This window comes from Halorubrum sp. CSM-61 (genome assembly GCF_003781945.1).
Lineage (GTDB): Archaea > Halobacteriota > Halobacteria > Halobacteriales > Haloferacaceae > Halorubrum.
Window position 1 is genome coordinate 351,790 of the sequence record NZ_RJJW01000003.1, and the last position, 15,440, is coordinate 367,229.

The window sequence follows — 15,440 nt, forward strand, 5'->3', positions numbered from 1 at the left end:
CGGATAAAAGCGCGTCCTTCCGGGCACGAGCGTCCCGTTCGCGAGGCATATACGGACGCGGTCCGTACCCCCCATCAATGCGACGACGGGGAGTCCTCGCGGCGATGGGTGTCGCGTCGACCGGCGGGCTCGCGGGCTGTGGCGGGGGCGCGCCGACGGCCGACGGGGAGAGTGGCGAGAGCGACGGTGAGGACGGTGACGGGGATGAAGAAACCGACATCGAGTGGCCGGCCGGGACGTACGCCGACTACGAGACGACGACCGTGGTCGTCGAGAGTCCGGAGGGCGAGGAGCTGGGGTCGGTGACCGCAGCGATCGCGGACGACGAAGAAAAGCGTCCTCTTGGCCTCAGCGACGCCGAGGCGCTCCCGGAAGACGGCGGCATGCTATTCGCGTACTCGGAGCCGCGGGACTCGCTCACGTTCATCATGCCGGAGATGGACTTCGGGATCGACATCGTCTACGTCGACGCCGAGAGGACGATCACCAGGATCCACAACGCGCCGGAGCCCGCCCCGAACGAGGACGGGAGCGAGCAGCGGTATCCCGGCTCCGGACAGTACGTGCTCGAAGTCCCCTACGAGTGGACCGATCGACGCGACGTCGAAGTCGGGGACACGCTCGCGTTCGAGCTGTGACCGCGGTTATCGGACTCTCTCGATAGCCGTCGGATCCGGGGCGTTCAGCTCCGACGTTCGAGCGACGCTCACGGCGAGGACGACGCTCATGACCCCGAACAGCGCCGCGATCGCGAGGACGCACGCGATCACGCCGACCGTGATGAGGGCCTGACTCCCGAGCAGTTCGCCTCCGATCGTCGCGAGGAGGGCGGCCAGCGCGAGTCCGAGCAACCGATCTTCCGCTTTCGTCTGCATGCGTCAGTTCCGTGCTCGACGGCATTAACGCGTGCGCGAAGCCTGCCGTCACGTCTCACACTATCACGGCCACCGAGGCCCCGAGCGCCGATCCGCCGGCGAACGCGTCGGGTACTCGTCCCGTTTATGTCGCTCGCGTCCGTGGTGATCGTATGCGAAACGTGGACGCCGCGGGGCTGGGGATCGGCGACGACCACCCGCCCCGGATCATGGGCGTGCTCAACGTCTCCGCGGAGTCGCCGTACGACCCGAGCGTGTACGACGACCCCGGCGAGGCCGCGGAGTACGTCGACGAGGAGCTGATCGGCGAGGGCGCCGATATCGTCGACGTCGGCCTCGAGTCGGCCAACAAGGACTTAGCGGTGCTCTCCGCCGAACAGGAGCTGGACCGGCTCGACACCGCGGTCGAGACGCTGGAGTCGACCTCCGGCGACGCCGTCTGGTCGATCGAGACCCGCTACCACGAGGTCGCCGACGAGGCGCTCGCGCGCGGCTTCGACATGGTCAACGACATCTGCGGCTTCGCCGACCCCGAGATGCCGCGGGTCTGCCGCGAGCACGACGCGGCGGTCTCGAAGATGGCCTCGCCGCCCGATCTGGAGCGGCCGGGCGCGATCGAGGACGTCGACTGGGCGGCGCGGAGCGCCGCCAGTCCAGAGCGTAGCTGGAGCTACGCGGACGACATCTACGAGGCGCTCTCGATGAACGGGTTCACCGACAAGACGATCCTCGACCCAGCGTTCGGCGGCTGGTCCGTCGAGAAGACCCACGATGACGATCGCGAGACGTTCCGCCGGCTCCGAGAGTTCCGGGGGTACGGTCGCCCGCTGCTCGTCTCGATCAACCGCAAGAGCTTCCTGAAGACGATCGCGGGACGCAGCACCGAGGAGGCCCTTCCGGCGTCGCTGGCGGCCACCTCGATGGCGGTCGAACGCGGCGCCCACGTGATCCGAACCCACGACGTGGCCGAGACGCGCGACGCGGCGCTGGTCGGCGCGGAGTTCGCCCGGAATCGGGTCCGGTCGGAGGACGACGCCGAGACCGGCGAGGTCGCCCTCGAGGAGCTGGACGTGACGACCGTTCGAGAGGCCGAGCGCCACCTCGACCGGCTCGGCGCCGACCAGTCCGTCGCCGGTGACGCGGTCGTCCGCACCTACGAGCTGCGCGGGCTCACCGACGAGGCCGTGGGCGCGCTCCGGGCGGCGACCGCGGAGCCCGGCGTCGCCGCGGCGTTCGCTCTCGCCGGTTCCCCCGCCCACGAGGCCGCGGTTCGCCCCTCCGCCGCCGACGGCGGGACGCCCGAGCGCACCGGTGCCGACGGGGGGTACGGGCTCCTCGTCGGAACGCCGACCGCGCTGTCCGCGGTTCGATCGGCCGTTTCTGGCGTCTCAGGCGCGCTCGACGCCGCACTGGAACCGATCGGGGAAACCTCCAAGTAAGAGAAAGTTTATGCCGTCGTGTAGACAACCCGTTCAGTGGACGCCGGAGGGGCACGCGGGTAGGGGTACTCTGTGCTACTCCGGCCCATACCATATTCCTCGCCCCCAGCGGCGGCGCCGTTCGTCGCGGCCGAGACGCGGTAGCGTCGCGTCGGTATGGTGGTCTAACCCATGAACTTCGAGACCTTCGAACCCGTCTACGAGGCGATCCTCGCCGACTTCGGCTTCGACCGAGCCGCGGACGAGCGCGCCCGCGACGTCGCCGCCGAGATCGCGACCCCGTTCCCCCTCGACCGGCTCGGCGACTGGCGCGGTGACACCGTGGCGATCGCGGGCGCCGCCCCGCGTCTGGCGGACGAGATCGAGGTCGCCCGCGACGCCGACGCGGTCGTCGCCGCCTCCACCGCCGCCGACGTCCTCCGCGACCGCGGCGTCGCCGTCGACTGCATGGTGACCGACCTCGACAAGAACCCCGACACCGCGGCGGCGCTCACCCGCGAGGGAGTCCCGGTCGCGGCCCACGCCCACGGCGACAACCTCCCCGCGGTCCGCGAGTGGCTCCCCCGGTTCGCGGACGAGGCGACGCTGGCGACGACGCAGGCGGCCCCGGTCGGCCCGGTCCGAAACCTCGGCGGGTTCACCGACGGCGACCGCGCCGCCTTCCTCGCGGACCACGTCGGCGTCGGGCGCCTCGTCTTCCCGGGCTGGGACTTCGACGACCCGGACGTGAACCCGACGAAGGCGCGGAAGCTCGACTGGGCAGCGCGGCTGTTGCGGTGGCTGGAACGCCGCCGCGACGAGCGGTTCGATATCTTGGACGGGCGGCGCGGGGAGTTGGACGACGCGCTCGATCCGATCCTCCGCGGGGGCGACGGGTAGTTCGGAAGAGGATCGGAGCGCGCTACGCCACCCGGTCCTTCGGCAGCAGCTCCTCGGGGTCGCGCGCGTCGAGCCACTCGACCAGTTCGACGAGCTGACCGCTCGCGGCCTCGAACAGCCGCTCCGCCTTCTCCTCGGTCACGTCGGTCGGGTCGCCGAAGGCCCCGTTCGGGGAGTTGTCGATCGAGTCGTAGTAGGTACGGGCCCCGTGGACCACCGCGTCCGACTCGTCGAGGTGGACGAGCCCGTCGTCGCGGGCGTCCTCCAGCCGGTCCGCGTCGACCAGCTCCGGGGCGATGTGGGTGATCATCGCGGTCTCCTTCGGGCCCGCGTGGGGTCCGTTGTGCTCGAACAGGTCGTCGACGAGCCCCGGGATCGACTCGTCCCACATCCACTCGATCGCGTAGGCCGTCTCGTCCTCGTGGAGCCGTCGCCCGACCTCCCGGAGGTGCTGGACGTTGCCGCCGTGGGCGTTCACGAACACGACGCGGTCGATCCCGTGGTACGCGAGGTTCCGGGTGAACGACTCCACATAGTCGCGGAACGCCGGCGGGTCGACCCACATCGTCCCCGGGAACTGCCGGTGGTGCGGGCTGACGCCGACGGTGACCGTCGGCGTGCGGACGGCGCCGGTCTCCTCGGCGGCCGCGGTCGCGAGCGCCTCGGCGATCAGGTGGTCGGTCGCCAACGGCAGGTGCGGGCCGTGCTGTTCCGTGGAGCCGAGCGGGACGAGCGCGACGGACGCGTCCGCCAGCGCCTCCCCGAGCTCCGGCCACGTGTGGTCGGCGAGATACATACCCGACCTCCGGGTTCGGGGACGTATGAAACCCGCTTTCTCGGTCGCGCTCGCCGGGAGCGGCGGTCCCGATCCCGGAGCGAGCGCCCCGACCGACGCCGTCGACCCGTGTCGCCACCCTTTTTGTGTCGTCCCGCCGAATTCGGAGGTATGTTCGGAGGAGGCGGCATGAACCCGCGAAAGATGAAACAGATGATGAAACAGATGGGGATCGACGTCGAGGAGCTCGACGCCGACCGGGTCGTCATCGAGACGGCCGACGGCGACGACCTCGTCTTCGACGGCGCCCAGGTGACCAAGATGGACGCCCAGGGACAGGAGACCTACCAGATCGTCGGTTCCCCCGAGACGGTCGCCGACGCCGGCGCCGGCGGGAGCCCCTCCGCGATCGAGGAGGGCGACGAGTCGCCCGACGCGACGGAACGCGACGCGGGCGTCACCGACGCCATTCCCGACGAGGACGTGGCGCTCGTCGCCGAGCGCGCGGGCGTCCCGCAGTCCGCGGCCCGCGAGGCCTTAGAGAAGGTCGACGGCGACCTCGCGGCCGCCATCGCGGACCTGGAGTGACTGATCCGGCGTGACGGACGCCGCGTACCTGCTGGTCCACGACGACCGGGAGTACCTGTTGGAGCCGGGCGAGGAGTTCGGCACCGACCTCGGCGTGCTCGAGGTCCCCGACGACGTCGAGGGCGGCGACACCGTCGAGACCCACCTCGGAACCGTCTTCGAGGTCCGCGAGCTCCGCGGCCCGGATCTCTTCAACCACCTCGAACGCACCGGCGCCCCGATGATGCCCCGCGACGTGGGGCTCGTGATGGGCCACACCGGCGCGTCCGGCGGCGACCGCGTGCTCGACGCCGGCACCGGGACGGGGATCCTCGCGGCGTACCTCGGCCGCGCGGGCGCCGACGTGACCACCTACGAGATCGACCCCGACTTCGCCGAGGTCGCCCGCGGGAACATGGCGACCGCCGGCGTGTCGGACCGCGTCGAGGTCCGCACCGGCGACCTCAGCGAGGAACTGGACGCGCTCGCCGACGAGGACCCCTTCGACGTGTTGACACTCGACACGGGCGACGCCCCGGCGGTGGTCGAGCGCGCGGACGACCTGCTGGTCTCCGGCGGCCGCCTCGCCGTCTACTCCCCCTTCGTCGAGGGGACCCGCGAGGCCGCCCTCGCCGCCCGCGAGGCCGGCTTCGAGGGCGTCGAGACGCTCGAAACGATCCAGCGCGAGATGGACTTCTCCGACCGCGGCTCCCGTCCCTCCACCGCGGGCGTCGGCCACACCGGGTATCTGGTGTTCGGTCGGGCCCCGTAGCCGGAGCGGCGCAACGTTCTTTCCGATTCCGCTGCCACGGAGCGTATGGCTTCGCCGACGACCGGCGGCTACATCGCCGCCGGCGACAGCCCCAGCGAACGTGACGGGCTCGGAGACGACCCCTCCGACGTCGCCGTCGAGATCGACGGGACCGACGCCGGACTCGTCGACGCGGTCGAATCGGCGCTCACCGGCCGATCAGAAGTCGTCGCCGTCGGCGTTCCACTGGCGCTTCTCCCGCCGATACTCGCGGCCCGGGAGCGGACGGAGGACGACACGCCGTGGCGGGTCGCCTGTCGACCGGGCGTCGTCGACGCGCTCGGACGGGCGTTCGTCCTCGGCACCGCGGTCGCCGAGGCGGTCGCGGCGGGAGCGATCGAACTCCGGACGGGGGCCGGTCCCCGGACGGGAGCGAACGAGAGCGACGCCGGACGGGTCCTGTTCGCGTCCCCGGAGCGCGTCGACGCGGTCGCCGGACCGGAGGGGAACCGGACGCTCGTCGCCGAGGAGACGCCGGACCGGGTCGCGCCCGCGTCCCGGGCGGTGCGCGAGCGGTTCGCGGCGGCGACGCCCGCGAGCGTCGACATGCCCGCGCGAAGCCGCCTGCTCGCGGCCGCCCGCGAGACGCTCGACGACCGGTTCGCCGACGACGTGGCGGCGGCCCTCGACGCGCTCCCGTACGGCGCGGTCGGTCGGACCGGCGAGGTCACCGATCGGACCCTCCTCCTCGCGCTGGCGGCGCGGCACGACCACCTGCTGTGGGACCTCAGGCGGTGGATCGGCGACGAGTCGGGCCGGGGGAGCGACGATAGCGGCGGAAACGGCGATGGCGACGAAGGAGACGAGAGCGCCGACCTCGACGGGGGCGTCGGGATCGCCGCCGGCCAGGACCTCACCGACGACCGCAAGGCCCTCGTGCGGCGCGGTCTGATCGAGGCGATCAAGGTTCCGGCGGGCGACGGACGGCCCCAGCTCCGGCTTCGCGCCGTCGACGACGCGCTGCTCCGCGCGACTCCGGTAGAGGTGCTCAGCGTGCTCCGCGGGCGGTTCGCGCTCCCGGTCGACGAGGACGGGCGGGTCCGCGAGACCCCCGGACGCGACGAGCGCCGACCGGTGTGGGAGCGGGCGCGACGTGACAAGAACTAACTCCCGGCGGCGCCCCCGAACGGGTATGCCGAACTTCTCCGACAGGGTCGAGCGGATCTCCATCAGCGGGATCCGCGAGGTGTTCGAGGCGGCCGGCGACGACGCGATCAACCTCGGGCTCGGACAGCCCGACTTCCCGACGCCGGACCGCGCGCGACAGGCCGCGGTAGACGCCATCGAGGCCGGGAAGGCCGACGCCTACACCGAGAACAAGGGGACCCGGTCGCTGCGCGAGGCGATCGCCGAGAAACACCGGGCGGATCAGGGGGTCGACCTCGACCCCGGAAACGCGATCGCCACCGCGGGCGGCAGCGAGGCGCTCCACGTCGCCTTGGAGGCGCACGTCGACGCCGGCGACGAGGTGCTGATCCCGGACCCGGGGTTCGTCTCCTACGACGCGCTGACGAAGCTGACGGGCGCGGAGCCGGTCCCGGTCCCGCTGCGCGACGACCTCACGATCGACCCGGCGGCGATCGAAGACGCGATCACCGACGACACCGCGGCGTTCGTGGTGAACTCGCCCGGCAACCCCACGGGCGCGGTCTCCTCCGAGGAAGACGTGCGCGAGTTCGCGCGGATCGCCGACGAGCACGACGTGCTCTGCGTCTCCGACGAGGTGTACGAGTACACCGTCTTCGACGGGGACCACTACTCCCCGATGGAGTTCGCCGAGACCGACAGCGTCGTCGTCGTCAACTCCGCCTCGAAGCTGTTCTCGATGACGGGCTGGCGGCTCGGCTGGGTGTACGGTTCGTCCGAGCGCGTCGACCGCATGCTCCGCGTCCACCAGTACGCGCAGGCCTGCGCGTCGGCTCCGGCGCAGTACGCCGCCGAGGCCGCGCTGCGCGGCGATCGCGGGGTCGTCGACGAGATGACCGCCTCCTTCGAGCGCCGCCGCGACCTCCTCCTCGAGGGCTTCGACGACATCGGGATCGACTGCCCGACGCCGCAGGGGGCGTTCTACGCGATGCCGCGGGTTCCCGAGGGGTTCGTCGACGAGTGCCTCGACCGCGGCGTGGTCGTCGTGCCGGGCGAGGCGTTCGGCGAGGGCGGGCGCGGCCACGCCCGGATCTCGTACGCGACCGACGAGAGCGAGCTCCGGGAAGCGCTCGACGTGATGGCGGACGCCTACGAGGCGGTGAAGTAGCCGCGACATGACGCAGATACGGGCAACACCTGCCAAACGATAACCTCAAAGCATTAGTCAGTCCCGGGAGGTTTCCGCAAGTTATACTGTCGCCGATGAAGTACCGGTTGGTAATGGACCGGAACATTCAGGTCAGCCGCCTCGACCGCCGAGCGGTCGAGGACCAGGAGGTCGAGATCGTCGAGCGGAAGGGTATCGGACACCCCGACTCGATCTGCGACGGTATCGCGGAGTCGGTGTCGCGCGCGCTCTCGCAGCTCTACTTGGACCGCGTCGGGAAGGTGCTCCACTACAACACCGACGAGACGCAGCTGGTCGCCGGCCGCGCCGCGCCCGCCTACGGCGGCGGCGAGGTCGTCGAGCCGCTCTACGTGCTCATCGTGGGCCGCGCGACGAAGGAGTACGAGGGAGAGCAGCTCCCCGTCGATTCGACCGCGCTCGCGGCCGCCCGCGACTACCTCTCCGAGGCGATCCCGGAGCTGGAGTACGGCACCGACGTGATCGTCGACGCCAGGCTCGGCGAGGGCTCCGGCGACCTCCAGGACGTGTTCGGCGAGGAGACCCAGCAGGTTCCGATGGCCAACGACACCTCCTTCGGCGTCGGCCACGCGCCCCTGACGGAGACCGAGCGGATCGTCTACGAGGCCGAGCGGGAGCTCAACACGACCTACCACGACGACCACCCCGAGCTCGGACCGGACGTGAAGATCATGGGCAAACGCGAGGGCGACCGGATCGACATCACGGTCGCGGCGGCGATGGTCGACCGGTACGTCGACGATCTCGACGAGTACGACGACGCCGTCGAGGACGTGCGCGAGTTCGTCACCGATCTGGCCGAGGCGCGCACGGACCGAGCGGTCCACGTCGACGTCAACACCGCCGACGACTACGAGGAGGGCTCGGTGTACCTCACCGTCACCGGCACCTCCGCCGAGCAGGGCGACGACGGGTCCGTGGGGCGCGGCAACCGCGCGAACGGACTCATCACTCCGAACCGACCGATGTCGATGGAGGCGACCTCCGGGAAGAACCCCGTCAACCACATCGGGAAGATCTACAACCTCCTGTCGACCCGGATCGCGGAGTCCGTCACCGACGAGGTCGACGGGATCCGCGACCTGCAGGTCCGCCTGCTCTCGCAGATCGGGCGCCCGATCGACGAGCCTCACGTCGCCGACGCGCAGCTCGTCACCGAGGAGGGGCTCGATATCGACGACATCGAGGAGGAGGTCGTCGCCATCGTCGACGAGGAGCTGTCCGACGTCACGGACGTGACTCGCAGCGTCATCGACGGCGACGTGTCGACGTTCTGAGCCGGGTACCGCCGCAGCGGTACGTAACGGATCTCAGAAGTTATTTGCGGTTTGACGGGTGACGTTCGGTAATGGATTCGACCCGCGCGTGGCCGGTCCTCGCGCTCGTCGCGGTGGTCGGGATCGTCGCTCGCGTCGTCGAATTCTCTTCGTCTCCGACCGACGACCCGGTAGCGGTCGTTCTCGGATCGCTGATCCCGCTCGGATTCGGTGCCGCGCTGCTGGCGCTGCTGTGGTGGATCCGGTACGACGAGCGAACGACGATCACCCGTCGGGTCGTCGCCTGGTGTCTGCTCTGCGGGACGGTGATCGCCGGAATCGAAGGCACGACGATCCTCTACCAGCAGACGCAGGGGGTCGTGCTCACCGAACGGCGGCTCACGGTGGTGAACGCCTTCGTACGCGGGACGCTGCTCGGGCTCTTAGTCGGGCTGTACGATCACCAGCGACGGACCGCGATACGCACGTCTCGCGAGAGCGAGACCCGGCGGAGTCGGTTGGACGAGTTCGCGTCGGTCGTCGCTCACGACCTCCGGAACCCGCTCTCCGTCGCGCAGGGATACCTCCCCCTCGCCCGCGAGGGCGACGAGGAGGCGTTCGACCGGATCGCGGGCGCCTTGGATCGCACGGAACAGATCATCGACGACACCCTGACGCTCGCCCGGGAGGGGGAGGAAGCGACGGAAACGGAGTCGGTCTCGCTCGGCGCGCTGGCGCGGGAGGCGTGGTCGACGACGGCGAACGTCGAGGACACCGGAGACGAAGCGAACAGGCTTGAGATCGCGGGCGACGCCACAATCGACGCCGATCCGTCTCGCCTCCGCCGACTCCTCGAGAACCTCTTTCGCAACGCGATCGAGCACGGCGGCGCCGACGGATCGGTGGTCGTCACGGTCGGCGCCACGCCGACGGGCTTTTTCGTCGCCGACGACGGCCCCGGAATTCCCGACGACGAGCGGGAATCGGTGCTCGACGCCGGGTACACCACCGCGGCGGAGGGGACCGGGTTCGGGCTCGCGATCGTCTCGCGGATCGCCGACGCCCACGGCTGGACGGTGTCGATCGCGGAGAGCGACGAGGGCGGAGCGAAGTTCGTCTTCGAGACGGAGTGAGAGCGCTCGGCGGTCCGAGCGGTTCCCGGTCCGCGTGACCGCAACCGATTTGTGGAGCGGCCGAGTGCGATAGCGTGTGACGCGGGTGTGTCTCCTCGGCGACCCCGACGTGAACCTCACCTACGAGCTGCTGTCCCGCGAGACGGCCCGGGACGCCCTCGCGACCTACGAGATCGAGGAGCCCTTCGAGAACAGCGTCGCCGTCGACACCGTGAGCCTCGGCGCTGCAGTGTCCCTTTTAAACGACCTCAACTGGTACCTCGTGCGCTTCGTCGACGAGGCGCTCGTCCGCGAGCCCTCCGTCTCCCCCGACGAGTGGCTCTCGCGCGACCTCGCTCGGGAGGTGCGCGACGGCGCGGTCCCCCCGGAAGAGACCGACCAGCGCCTGAAGGTGTTCGGGCTCGTCGACGGGCGACCGGTCGAACCCCTCTACGTCCGCCGGACGCAGGGCGAGACGCCCGAGTACGACCTCCGCGACGTCGACGAGACGGTGGTCGTCCGGGTGAGCGAGTCGGAGTTCTCTGGGTGAGCGGAAGGGGTCGCCAGCGGGTCTCGACGCCGCTTCCGCCGGAGACGGGTTAAAAAGGGTCCGGACCGAACACGTGATATGGGAATGAAAGCTGACGGCGACGCGGAGCTCCACGAGATCGACCGCTTCGGCCGCGGCGTCGGTTGGATCGCGTACCCCGACGAGGAGATGGAGCGCGCGAGCCACGCGGTCGCGGTCCCGAACGAGGAGAGCGAGACGGACGACGTCTGGGTGTTCGACCCGGTCGACGCCCCCGGCGTCGACGACCTGCTGGACGAGCTCGGTACGGTCGCGGGCGTCGTCATCGGCTTAGACCGCCACAAGCGCGACAGCGCCGCGATCGCGACGCGACACGGCGTCCCCGTCTACGTCGCCGAGTGGATGACCGGCGTCGCCGACGAGATCGACGCGCCCGTCGAGCGGTTCGGTTCGCGGCTGGCCGACTCGGGGTTCGAGGCGTTCCGGATCCGCGACTCGACTGTCCCCCCGTGGCAGGAGGTCGGCTTCTTCGACGGCGAGACGCTGATCGTCCCCGAGTCGCTCGGCTCCGCTCCGTACTTCCGGGGCGACCGCGAGCGGCTCGGCGTCCACCCGATGCTGCGGCTGTTTCCGCCGACCGAGGCGCTCTCCGGGCTCGATCCGGAGCGGGTGCGCGTGGGCCACGGCGTCGGCGTAGCGGAGCGCGGCGCGCTCGCCGTCGAGGACGCGCTCTCCGGGTCGCGCCGCAAGGCGCCCGGGCTGTACGCGAAGACGCTCCGCTCGGCGCTCGGGATCTGACCGTGTCGACGCCCGTATGCCCGTGATCCACGTCACGCGCGACCTGTTGACGGTGCTCCTCGATCTGGCCGCCGAGCGCGACCCCGACGAGACGAGCCTGAAGCTCTCGGCGACGCGCGCCGGCGAGTTCGACGAGGAGACCGGACTCGACCCGGAGATGCCGGTGTTGACTCACTTCACGCCCGCGGAGGTCGGCGGCTCGGTGAACGCGGTGTTCGGCGTCGACATCGGGACGCCCGCGGGGCGGGGCGGCGCGCGGTTCGTCTCGCACCCGAACGGGTTCCTCGGCGTGTCGAAGACGGACGACCTCGCGGCGATCGTGCTCGTGGCCGTGCCGCCGTACGACGACGACGCGGTCGCCGCGTTCGACCGCGCCGGCGACGGAATCGAGCTGGCGGTCCTCGACGCGGCGCCGCCGGAGGAGTCGCTTCCCGAGTGAAGGGAGACAATCGTCCCGGCAGGCTCCGAGCATGAGTTTAAAAAGCCCCGAGCGAGTATCTTCCCGCAATGGCAGCACGCCCACCCGGCGGCGGATCCTCCGAGCCGGACGCGATCGAGTTCGGCATCGCCGTGCTCGACGGCCGGATCGAGGAGGCGGACGTGTCGTTCCCGGCGACGGCCGGGGAGATCCGCGACGCCCTCGGCGACAGTGAGATCCCCTACGACGCCAAGGGCCGGACGATCGCGCTCGGCGAGGCGCTCGACGAGGTGCCGCAGAGCCGGTTCGAGAACGAGACGGAGTTCCTCGACGCGCTGTACCCGGTGTTCGACCGCAAGCGGCGGGAGGGCGGCGGGTTCCTGACGAGCCTGCGAGACGCGCTCCCCTTCTGACGGCGTGAGAGCGCGTTAGACCTCCAGTTCGGCCTCGCCCTCCGTCTCGTCGCTCCCGGTGTCGAGCCGTTCGATGATGTCGTTTATCAGCACGACGTCACCGACGGCGCGGACCCAGCGGTACGGGAGGATGACGCCGGTGTTCCCGTCGACGCGCCCGGCGAACAGCTCGTGGTTGAGTTCCGCGAGCGCGAGCCCGGTCACCGCCTGTGCGTCCAGATCGAGGCGCACGTCTTCGATCTCGCCGACGAAGACGCCGTTGTTCGAGTAGACCTCGCGACCGACGAGGGAGGTGATCTCCTCCGGAGCAGCGTTCATATGCGGTACGGTCACGAGCGCGCCTATTAAGCGTTCGTTGTCGAACGACGCCCGTCAGACGGGACGGGTGGGGCGGGGCCCGTCGCGACCGTCCCGCGCCCGCTCACTCCCGCGGCGCGATCAGCTCCACCGGGTGCATCGGCGTCGACTCCAGCAGGGCGTCCAGCTGTTCGTTACAGGAGGTGCCCGAGGCGACGACGGTCCGGTCGGTGTCGCCGAACTGCTCGCGGAGGGGCTCTCCCACGTCCATGCTCAGTTCGTAGTAGTCGGTCTTGTAGCCGAACGAGCCGGCCATCCCGCAACACTCCGTCTCAGAGACGCGCACGTCGTAGCCGAGCCGCTCCATCACGGCGGTCGCGTGCTCGCCGACGCCGATCGTCCGCGCCTGGCAGTGCGGGTGGTAGGCGACGCGCGTCCCCGAGGCCACCGGGCCCGTCCCCTCGGCCGGCGCCCGGAGCGCGGCCGGGTCGCCGCCGTTCTCCAGGAGGCCGAAACAGTACTCCATCACGTCGTAGCCGGCGTCGGCGAGTCGCTCGAACGAGCGCTCCGGGAGGAGCTTCTCGTACTCGCGCCGGAACATCGCGAGGTCGCTCGGTTCGATCACGACCACGTCGCGGCCGGCGTCGACGTGGGGGGCGAGCCCCGCGTACGCGTCCTCGGCCGACGCTCGCGCGGTCGCGACCATCCCCTGCGAGAGCGGCGGACGACCGCTCCCCGAGAGGTCTGGGACCCGGACGTGGACGCCGAGCGCCTCCAGCGCGCGCACCGCCGCCTTTCCCCGGTCGATGTCGACGTAGTTGGTCGCGGTGTCGGGGTAGAGCACGGCTTCCCGGGACGCCTCGTCCGCAGGGACCGCGGCGCCGCCCCGGCGCTCGAACCAGTCGACGAGCGGCTCGCTCGCGAACTCGGGCAGGTCGCGCCGGCGGTCGATCCCGGTCACGCGCTCGGCGAGCGCGCGGAGCGGGCCCGCGTCGGCGAGCCGGTTCGCGATCGGCGCGGTCAGGCTCCCGAGCTTCGCGACGGTCTCGTAGCTGCCGACGACCCGCGTCCCCAGATCGAGTCCCGCGGGCTCCTCGTCGGGCACCAGCTCCTCGAACAGCCAGTCGGTCTGTCGAGAGTCGACCTCGCCGCGGTTGATCCGGTCGCGGACGACCGTGTTGATCCACGGGATGTCGATCCCGACGGGACACGCCGGGACGCACCGGGAGCAGCCGGTACAGAGGTCGTTGAACTCGGCGGCGACGTCGAGCCCCTCGATCCCGGCCTCCCAGCCGGTGGCGATGCCGCCGGAGTACGTCTCCCCGCCGAACGCGTGGCCGCCGACGCTCTGGAAGTTGCCGCAGGCGTTCGCGCAGGCGGAACACCGGATGCAGTACAGCGTCTCCTTCAGCTCCTCGTCGTCGCGCATCGCCATGCGCCCGTTGTCGATGAGGACGAGGTGGAAGTCGCGGTCGTCGCCCGAGCCGTCGGCGAGCGGCTCCTCGTCGCCCTGGAAGTCCGGAATGGGGGAATCGACGGGCGGGGTGAGCGTCGAGATGTAGGAGGTCACGTCCTGTCCCGTCCCGGACCGGCCGATCAGCTCGACGAACGGCGAGAAGTCCTCGACGGTCGGGACGAGCTTCTCGACGCCCGCGACCGCGACGTGGGTGTCGGTCGCGGTCACCGACTTCCGGGCGTTGCCCTCGCTGGTGACCAGAAGCATCGTGCCCGAGTCCGCGGCGATGAAGTTCGCCCCCGTCATCCCCACGTCGGCGTCCTCGATCAGCTCGCCGAGCCGCTCGCGGGCGAACACCGTGAGCTCCTCGGCGGTCTCCGGCGGGTCGTCGAGGTCGAACCGCTCCGCGAACAGCTCCGAGATGCCCTCGCGGGACTTGTGGATCGCCGGCGCGACGATGTGCGAGGGCGCCTCGTCGGCGAGCTGGAGGACCCACTCGCCGAGGTCCGTCTCGACCACCTCCACGCCCTCCGCTTCGAGCGCCTCGTTCACCTCGATCTCCTCGGAGGTCATCGACTTCGACTTCACGAGGCGGTCGGCGTCGCGCTCCCGGGCGGTCAGCTCCGTGATGTACCGGTTCGCGTCCGCCGCGTCGTCGGCGACGTAGACGGTCCCGCCGTCGGCTTCGACCGATTCTCTCACCTGCTCGATCAGTTCCGGCAGGCGGCCGATCGCGTCCTCCTTGATGGCGCGGGCCTCGCCTTTCAGCTCCTCGTAGTCGTCGAGCCGGCCCGTCGACTCGTAGCGCCCCTCGTTGAACCCGCGGGTGTTCGCGGCGACCGCGTCGCCCTCGGCCGCCATCAGCTCGCGGATGCGGTCGGCCTTCGCGGCGTCGCTACTCATCGGCGGTCACCCCGGGATCCGCGGAGTCGGCCGCCTCGTCGTCCCGCAACAGCACCACGTGGACCTCCTTCGGGCCGTGCGCCCCTTGGACGAGCCCGCCCATGTCGGCGGTCGCGCTGGGACCGGTGGCGAACACCACGTCCGCCGACTCGTCGCGCGCCTTCGGGCCGAGCCACTCGAACGCGTCCGGCATGTCGGGGACGAGGTCGGCCTCGCGGAGGACGACGACGTGGCGGTCGACGAAGAGGCTCACCGGCTCGGTTCCCGCCCGGTCGGCCTCGATCGCGACGCTCCCGTACGCGACGACCCCGAGCTCCGCGTCGGTGACGCCGGTGTGGGCCGCGCGGAGCTCTGCGGTCGTCGGGTCGGTCTCGACCCGGTCGGGCAGCGCGACCGGCGCGTCGGTCGGGTCGTCGCCCCCTCCGCCGAGCGGGACCCCGACGGCCGGGTCCCCCGCGGCCTCGTCGATCAGTTCCCCGCACGCGCTCGGCGGCCCCTCGGTGACGGTCACTCCGAGGGAGTCCAGCCGGCGCTTGAACGTCGAGCGGTCGGCGAGTGACATACGTCATCATTCAACGGGATACATATGGGTGTTGTGCCGGGTTTCGGGGACCCCGTT

At 70.8% G+C, this 15,440-nt stretch carries 18 protein-coding genes; 13 read left to right on the forward strand and 5 right to left on the reverse strand.

Features of this window, described 5'->3' with window-relative positions; all coding sequences use genetic code 11:
• Window positions 1-77: 77 nt before the first annotated feature.
• Window positions 78-638, forward strand: coding sequence for a DUF192 domain-containing protein (locus tag EDM04_RS07435; protein WP_123620667.1), 561 nt, complete (start codon window positions 78-80; stop codon window positions 636-638).
• 6 nt (window positions 639-644) lie between these two features.
• Here the strand turns inward: EDM04_RS07435 and EDM04_RS07440 are convergent, their stop codons facing one another.
• A complete protein-coding gene (locus EDM04_RS07440) occupies window positions 645-875 on the reverse strand; it encodes a hypothetical protein (RefSeq protein WP_123620669.1) in 231 nt (76 codons plus the stop codon).
• Between the two features lie 152 nt (window positions 876-1,027).
• On the opposite strand from EDM04_RS07440, the gene EDM04_RS07445 reads away from it, so the two are divergent.
• Together EDM04_RS07445 and EDM04_RS07450 are read left to right on the forward strand one after the other, a co-directional pair.
• Window positions 1,028-2,314: a dihydropteroate synthase gene (locus EDM04_RS07445; protein WP_123620671.1), complete on the forward strand. Its 1,287-nt coding sequence runs from the start codon at window positions 1,028-1,030 to the stop codon at window positions 2,312-2,314.
• A gap of 171 nt (window positions 2,315-2,485) precedes the next feature.
• Window positions 2,486-3,193, forward strand: a complete 708-nt coding sequence (locus tag EDM04_RS07450) for a 6-hydroxymethylpterin diphosphokinase MptE-like protein (RefSeq protein WP_123620673.1) — start codon at window positions 2,486-2,488, stop codon at window positions 3,191-3,193.
• Window positions 3,194-3,215: 22 nt separating this feature from the next.
• On the opposite strand, the gene EDM04_RS07455 is transcribed toward EDM04_RS07450, so the two are convergent.
• Window positions 3,216-3,989 (reverse strand): creatininase family protein, encoded by a 774-nt coding sequence (locus EDM04_RS07455; protein ID WP_123620675.1) that lies wholly within the window; start codon window positions 3,987-3,989, stop codon window positions 3,216-3,218.
• Window positions 3,990-4,139: 150 nt separating this feature from the next.
• Between EDM04_RS07455 and EDM04_RS07460 the strand changes: the two genes are divergently transcribed.
• The 10 genes from EDM04_RS07460 (at window position 4,140) to EDM04_RS07505 (ending at window position 12,165) form a co-directional block, all read left to right on the forward strand.
• A complete protein-coding gene (locus EDM04_RS07460; protein WP_123620677.1) occupies window positions 4,140-4,556 on the forward strand; it encodes a nascent polypeptide-associated complex protein in 417 nt (138 codons plus the stop codon).
• Between the two features lie 10 nt (window positions 4,557-4,566).
• A complete protein-coding gene (locus tag EDM04_RS07465; RefSeq protein ID WP_123620679.1) occupies window positions 4,567-5,307 on the forward strand; it encodes a tRNA (adenine-N1)-methyltransferase in 741 nt (246 codons plus the stop codon).
• 45 nt (window positions 5,308-5,352) lie between these two features.
• Entirely contained in the window at window positions 5,353-6,453 is a 1,101-nt protein-coding gene (locus EDM04_RS07470) for a DUF5821 family protein (protein WP_241154866.1), read from the forward strand.
• A gap of 25 nt (window positions 6,454-6,478) precedes the next feature.
• Window positions 6,479-7,600 carry a pyridoxal phosphate-dependent aminotransferase gene (locus tag EDM04_RS07475; RefSeq protein WP_123620681.1) on the forward strand — a complete coding sequence of 374 codons (1,122 nt, stop codon included), beginning with the start codon at window positions 6,479-6,481 and terminating at the stop codon, window positions 7,598-7,600.
• Between the two features lie 113 nt (window positions 7,601-7,713).
• Entirely contained in the window at window positions 7,714-8,916 is a 1,203-nt protein-coding gene (locus EDM04_RS07480) for a methionine adenosyltransferase (protein ID WP_123620683.1), read from the forward strand.
• Between the two features lie 71 nt (window positions 8,917-8,987).
• Window positions 8,988-10,028 carry a HAMP domain-containing sensor histidine kinase gene (locus EDM04_RS07485; RefSeq protein WP_123620685.1) on the forward strand — a complete coding sequence of 347 codons (1,041 nt, stop codon included), beginning with the start codon at window positions 8,988-8,990 and terminating at the stop codon, window positions 10,026-10,028.
• 76 nt (window positions 10,029-10,104) lie between these two features.
• Complete coding sequence (locus EDM04_RS07490; RefSeq protein WP_123620687.1) at window positions 10,105-10,557, forward strand: DUF5804 family protein; 453 nt, start codon at window positions 10,105-10,107, stop codon at window positions 10,555-10,557.
• A gap of 84 nt (window positions 10,558-10,641) precedes the next feature.
• Window positions 10,642-11,334 (forward strand): hypothetical protein, encoded by a 693-nt coding sequence (locus EDM04_RS07495; RefSeq protein ID WP_123620899.1) that lies wholly within the window; start codon window positions 10,642-10,644, stop codon window positions 11,332-11,334.
• A 22-nt stretch (window positions 11,335-11,356) separates the two neighbouring features.
• On the forward strand, window positions 11,357-11,773 hold the full coding sequence (locus EDM04_RS07500) for a hypothetical protein (RefSeq protein ID WP_123620901.1): 417 nt from the start codon (window positions 11,357-11,359) through the stop codon (window positions 11,771-11,773).
• 68 nt (window positions 11,774-11,841) lie between these two features.
• Complete coding sequence (locus EDM04_RS07505; protein ID WP_123620689.1) at window positions 11,842-12,165, forward strand: hypothetical protein; 324 nt, start codon at window positions 11,842-11,844, stop codon at window positions 12,163-12,165.
• A gap of 15 nt (window positions 12,166-12,180) precedes the next feature.
• On the opposite strand, the gene EDM04_RS07510 is transcribed toward EDM04_RS07505, so the two are convergent.
• The 3 genes from EDM04_RS07510 to EDM04_RS07520 form a co-directional block, all read right to left on the reverse strand.
• Window positions 12,181-12,483 carry a PRC-barrel domain-containing protein gene (locus EDM04_RS07510; RefSeq protein WP_123620691.1) on the reverse strand — a complete coding sequence of 101 codons (303 nt, stop codon included), beginning with the start codon at window positions 12,481-12,483 and terminating at the stop codon, window positions 12,181-12,183.
• A gap of 103 nt (window positions 12,484-12,586) precedes the next feature.
• Window positions 12,587-14,821 (reverse strand): LUD domain-containing protein, encoded by a 2,235-nt coding sequence (locus EDM04_RS07515; RefSeq protein WP_123620693.1) that lies wholly within the window; start codon window positions 14,819-14,821, stop codon window positions 12,587-12,589.
• The gene (locus EDM04_RS07520) at window positions 14,814-15,383 is read right to left on the reverse strand and encodes an LUD domain-containing protein (protein WP_123620695.1); all 570 of its coding nucleotides are present in this window, start codon (window positions 15,381-15,383) and stop codon (window positions 14,814-14,816) included. The genes EDM04_RS07515 and EDM04_RS07520 overlap by 8 nt, the downstream gene beginning before the upstream one ends.
• Between the last annotated feature and the right edge of the window lie 57 nt (window positions 15,384-15,440).

Excerpts from the sequence above, each read along its gene's own strand:
- EDM04_RS07510 (WP_123620691.1), bottom strand. The coding sequence starts at position 12,483 with ATGAACGCTGCTCCGGAGGAGATCACCTCCCTCGTCGGTCGCGAGGTC.
- EDM04_RS07450 (WP_123620673.1), top strand. The coding sequence starts at position 2,486 with ATGAACTTCGAGACCTTCGAACCCGTCTACGAGGCGATCCTCGCCGAC.
- EDM04_RS07495 (WP_123620899.1), top strand. The coding sequence starts at position 10,642 with ATGAAAGCTGACGGCGACGCGGAGCTCCACGAGATCGACCGCTTCGGC.
- EDM04_RS07440 (WP_123620669.1), bottom strand. The coding sequence starts at position 875 with ATGCAGACGAAAGCGGAAGATCGGTTGCTCGGACTCGCGCTGGCCGCC.
- EDM04_RS07520 (WP_123620695.1), bottom strand. The coding sequence starts at position 15,383 with ATGTCACTCGCCGACCGCTCGACGTTCAAGCGCCGGCTGGACTCCCTC.
- EDM04_RS07460 (WP_123620677.1), top strand. The coding sequence starts at position 4,140 with ATGTTCGGAGGAGGCGGCATGAACCCGCGAAAGATGAAACAGATGATG.
- EDM04_RS07435 (WP_123620667.1), top strand. The coding sequence starts at position 78 with ATGCGACGACGGGGAGTCCTCGCGGCGATGGGTGTCGCGTCGACCGGC.
- EDM04_RS07485 (WP_123620685.1), top strand. The coding sequence starts at position 8,988 with ATGGATTCGACCCGCGCGTGGCCGGTCCTCGCGCTCGTCGCGGTGGTC.
- EDM04_RS07475 (WP_123620681.1), top strand. The coding sequence starts at position 6,479 with ATGCCGAACTTCTCCGACAGGGTCGAGCGGATCTCCATCAGCGGGATC.
- EDM04_RS07480 (WP_123620683.1), top strand. The coding sequence starts at position 7,714 with ATGGACCGGAACATTCAGGTCAGCCGCCTCGACCGCCGAGCGGTCGAG.
- EDM04_RS07445 (WP_123620671.1), top strand. The coding sequence starts at position 1,028 with ATGCGAAACGTGGACGCCGCGGGGCTGGGGATCGGCGACGACCACCCG.
- EDM04_RS07455 (WP_123620675.1), bottom strand. The coding sequence starts at position 3,989 with ATGTATCTCGCCGACCACACGTGGCCGGAGCTCGGGGAGGCGCTGGCG.
- EDM04_RS07470 (WP_241154866.1), top strand. The coding sequence starts at position 5,353 with ATGGCTTCGCCGACGACCGGCGGCTACATCGCCGCCGGCGACAGCCCC.
- EDM04_RS07515 (WP_123620693.1), bottom strand. The coding sequence starts at position 14,821 with ATGAGTAGCGACGCCGCGAAGGCCGACCGCATCCGCGAGCTGATGGCG.
- EDM04_RS07505 (WP_123620689.1), top strand. The coding sequence starts at position 11,842 with ATGGCAGCACGCCCACCCGGCGGCGGATCCTCCGAGCCGGACGCGATC.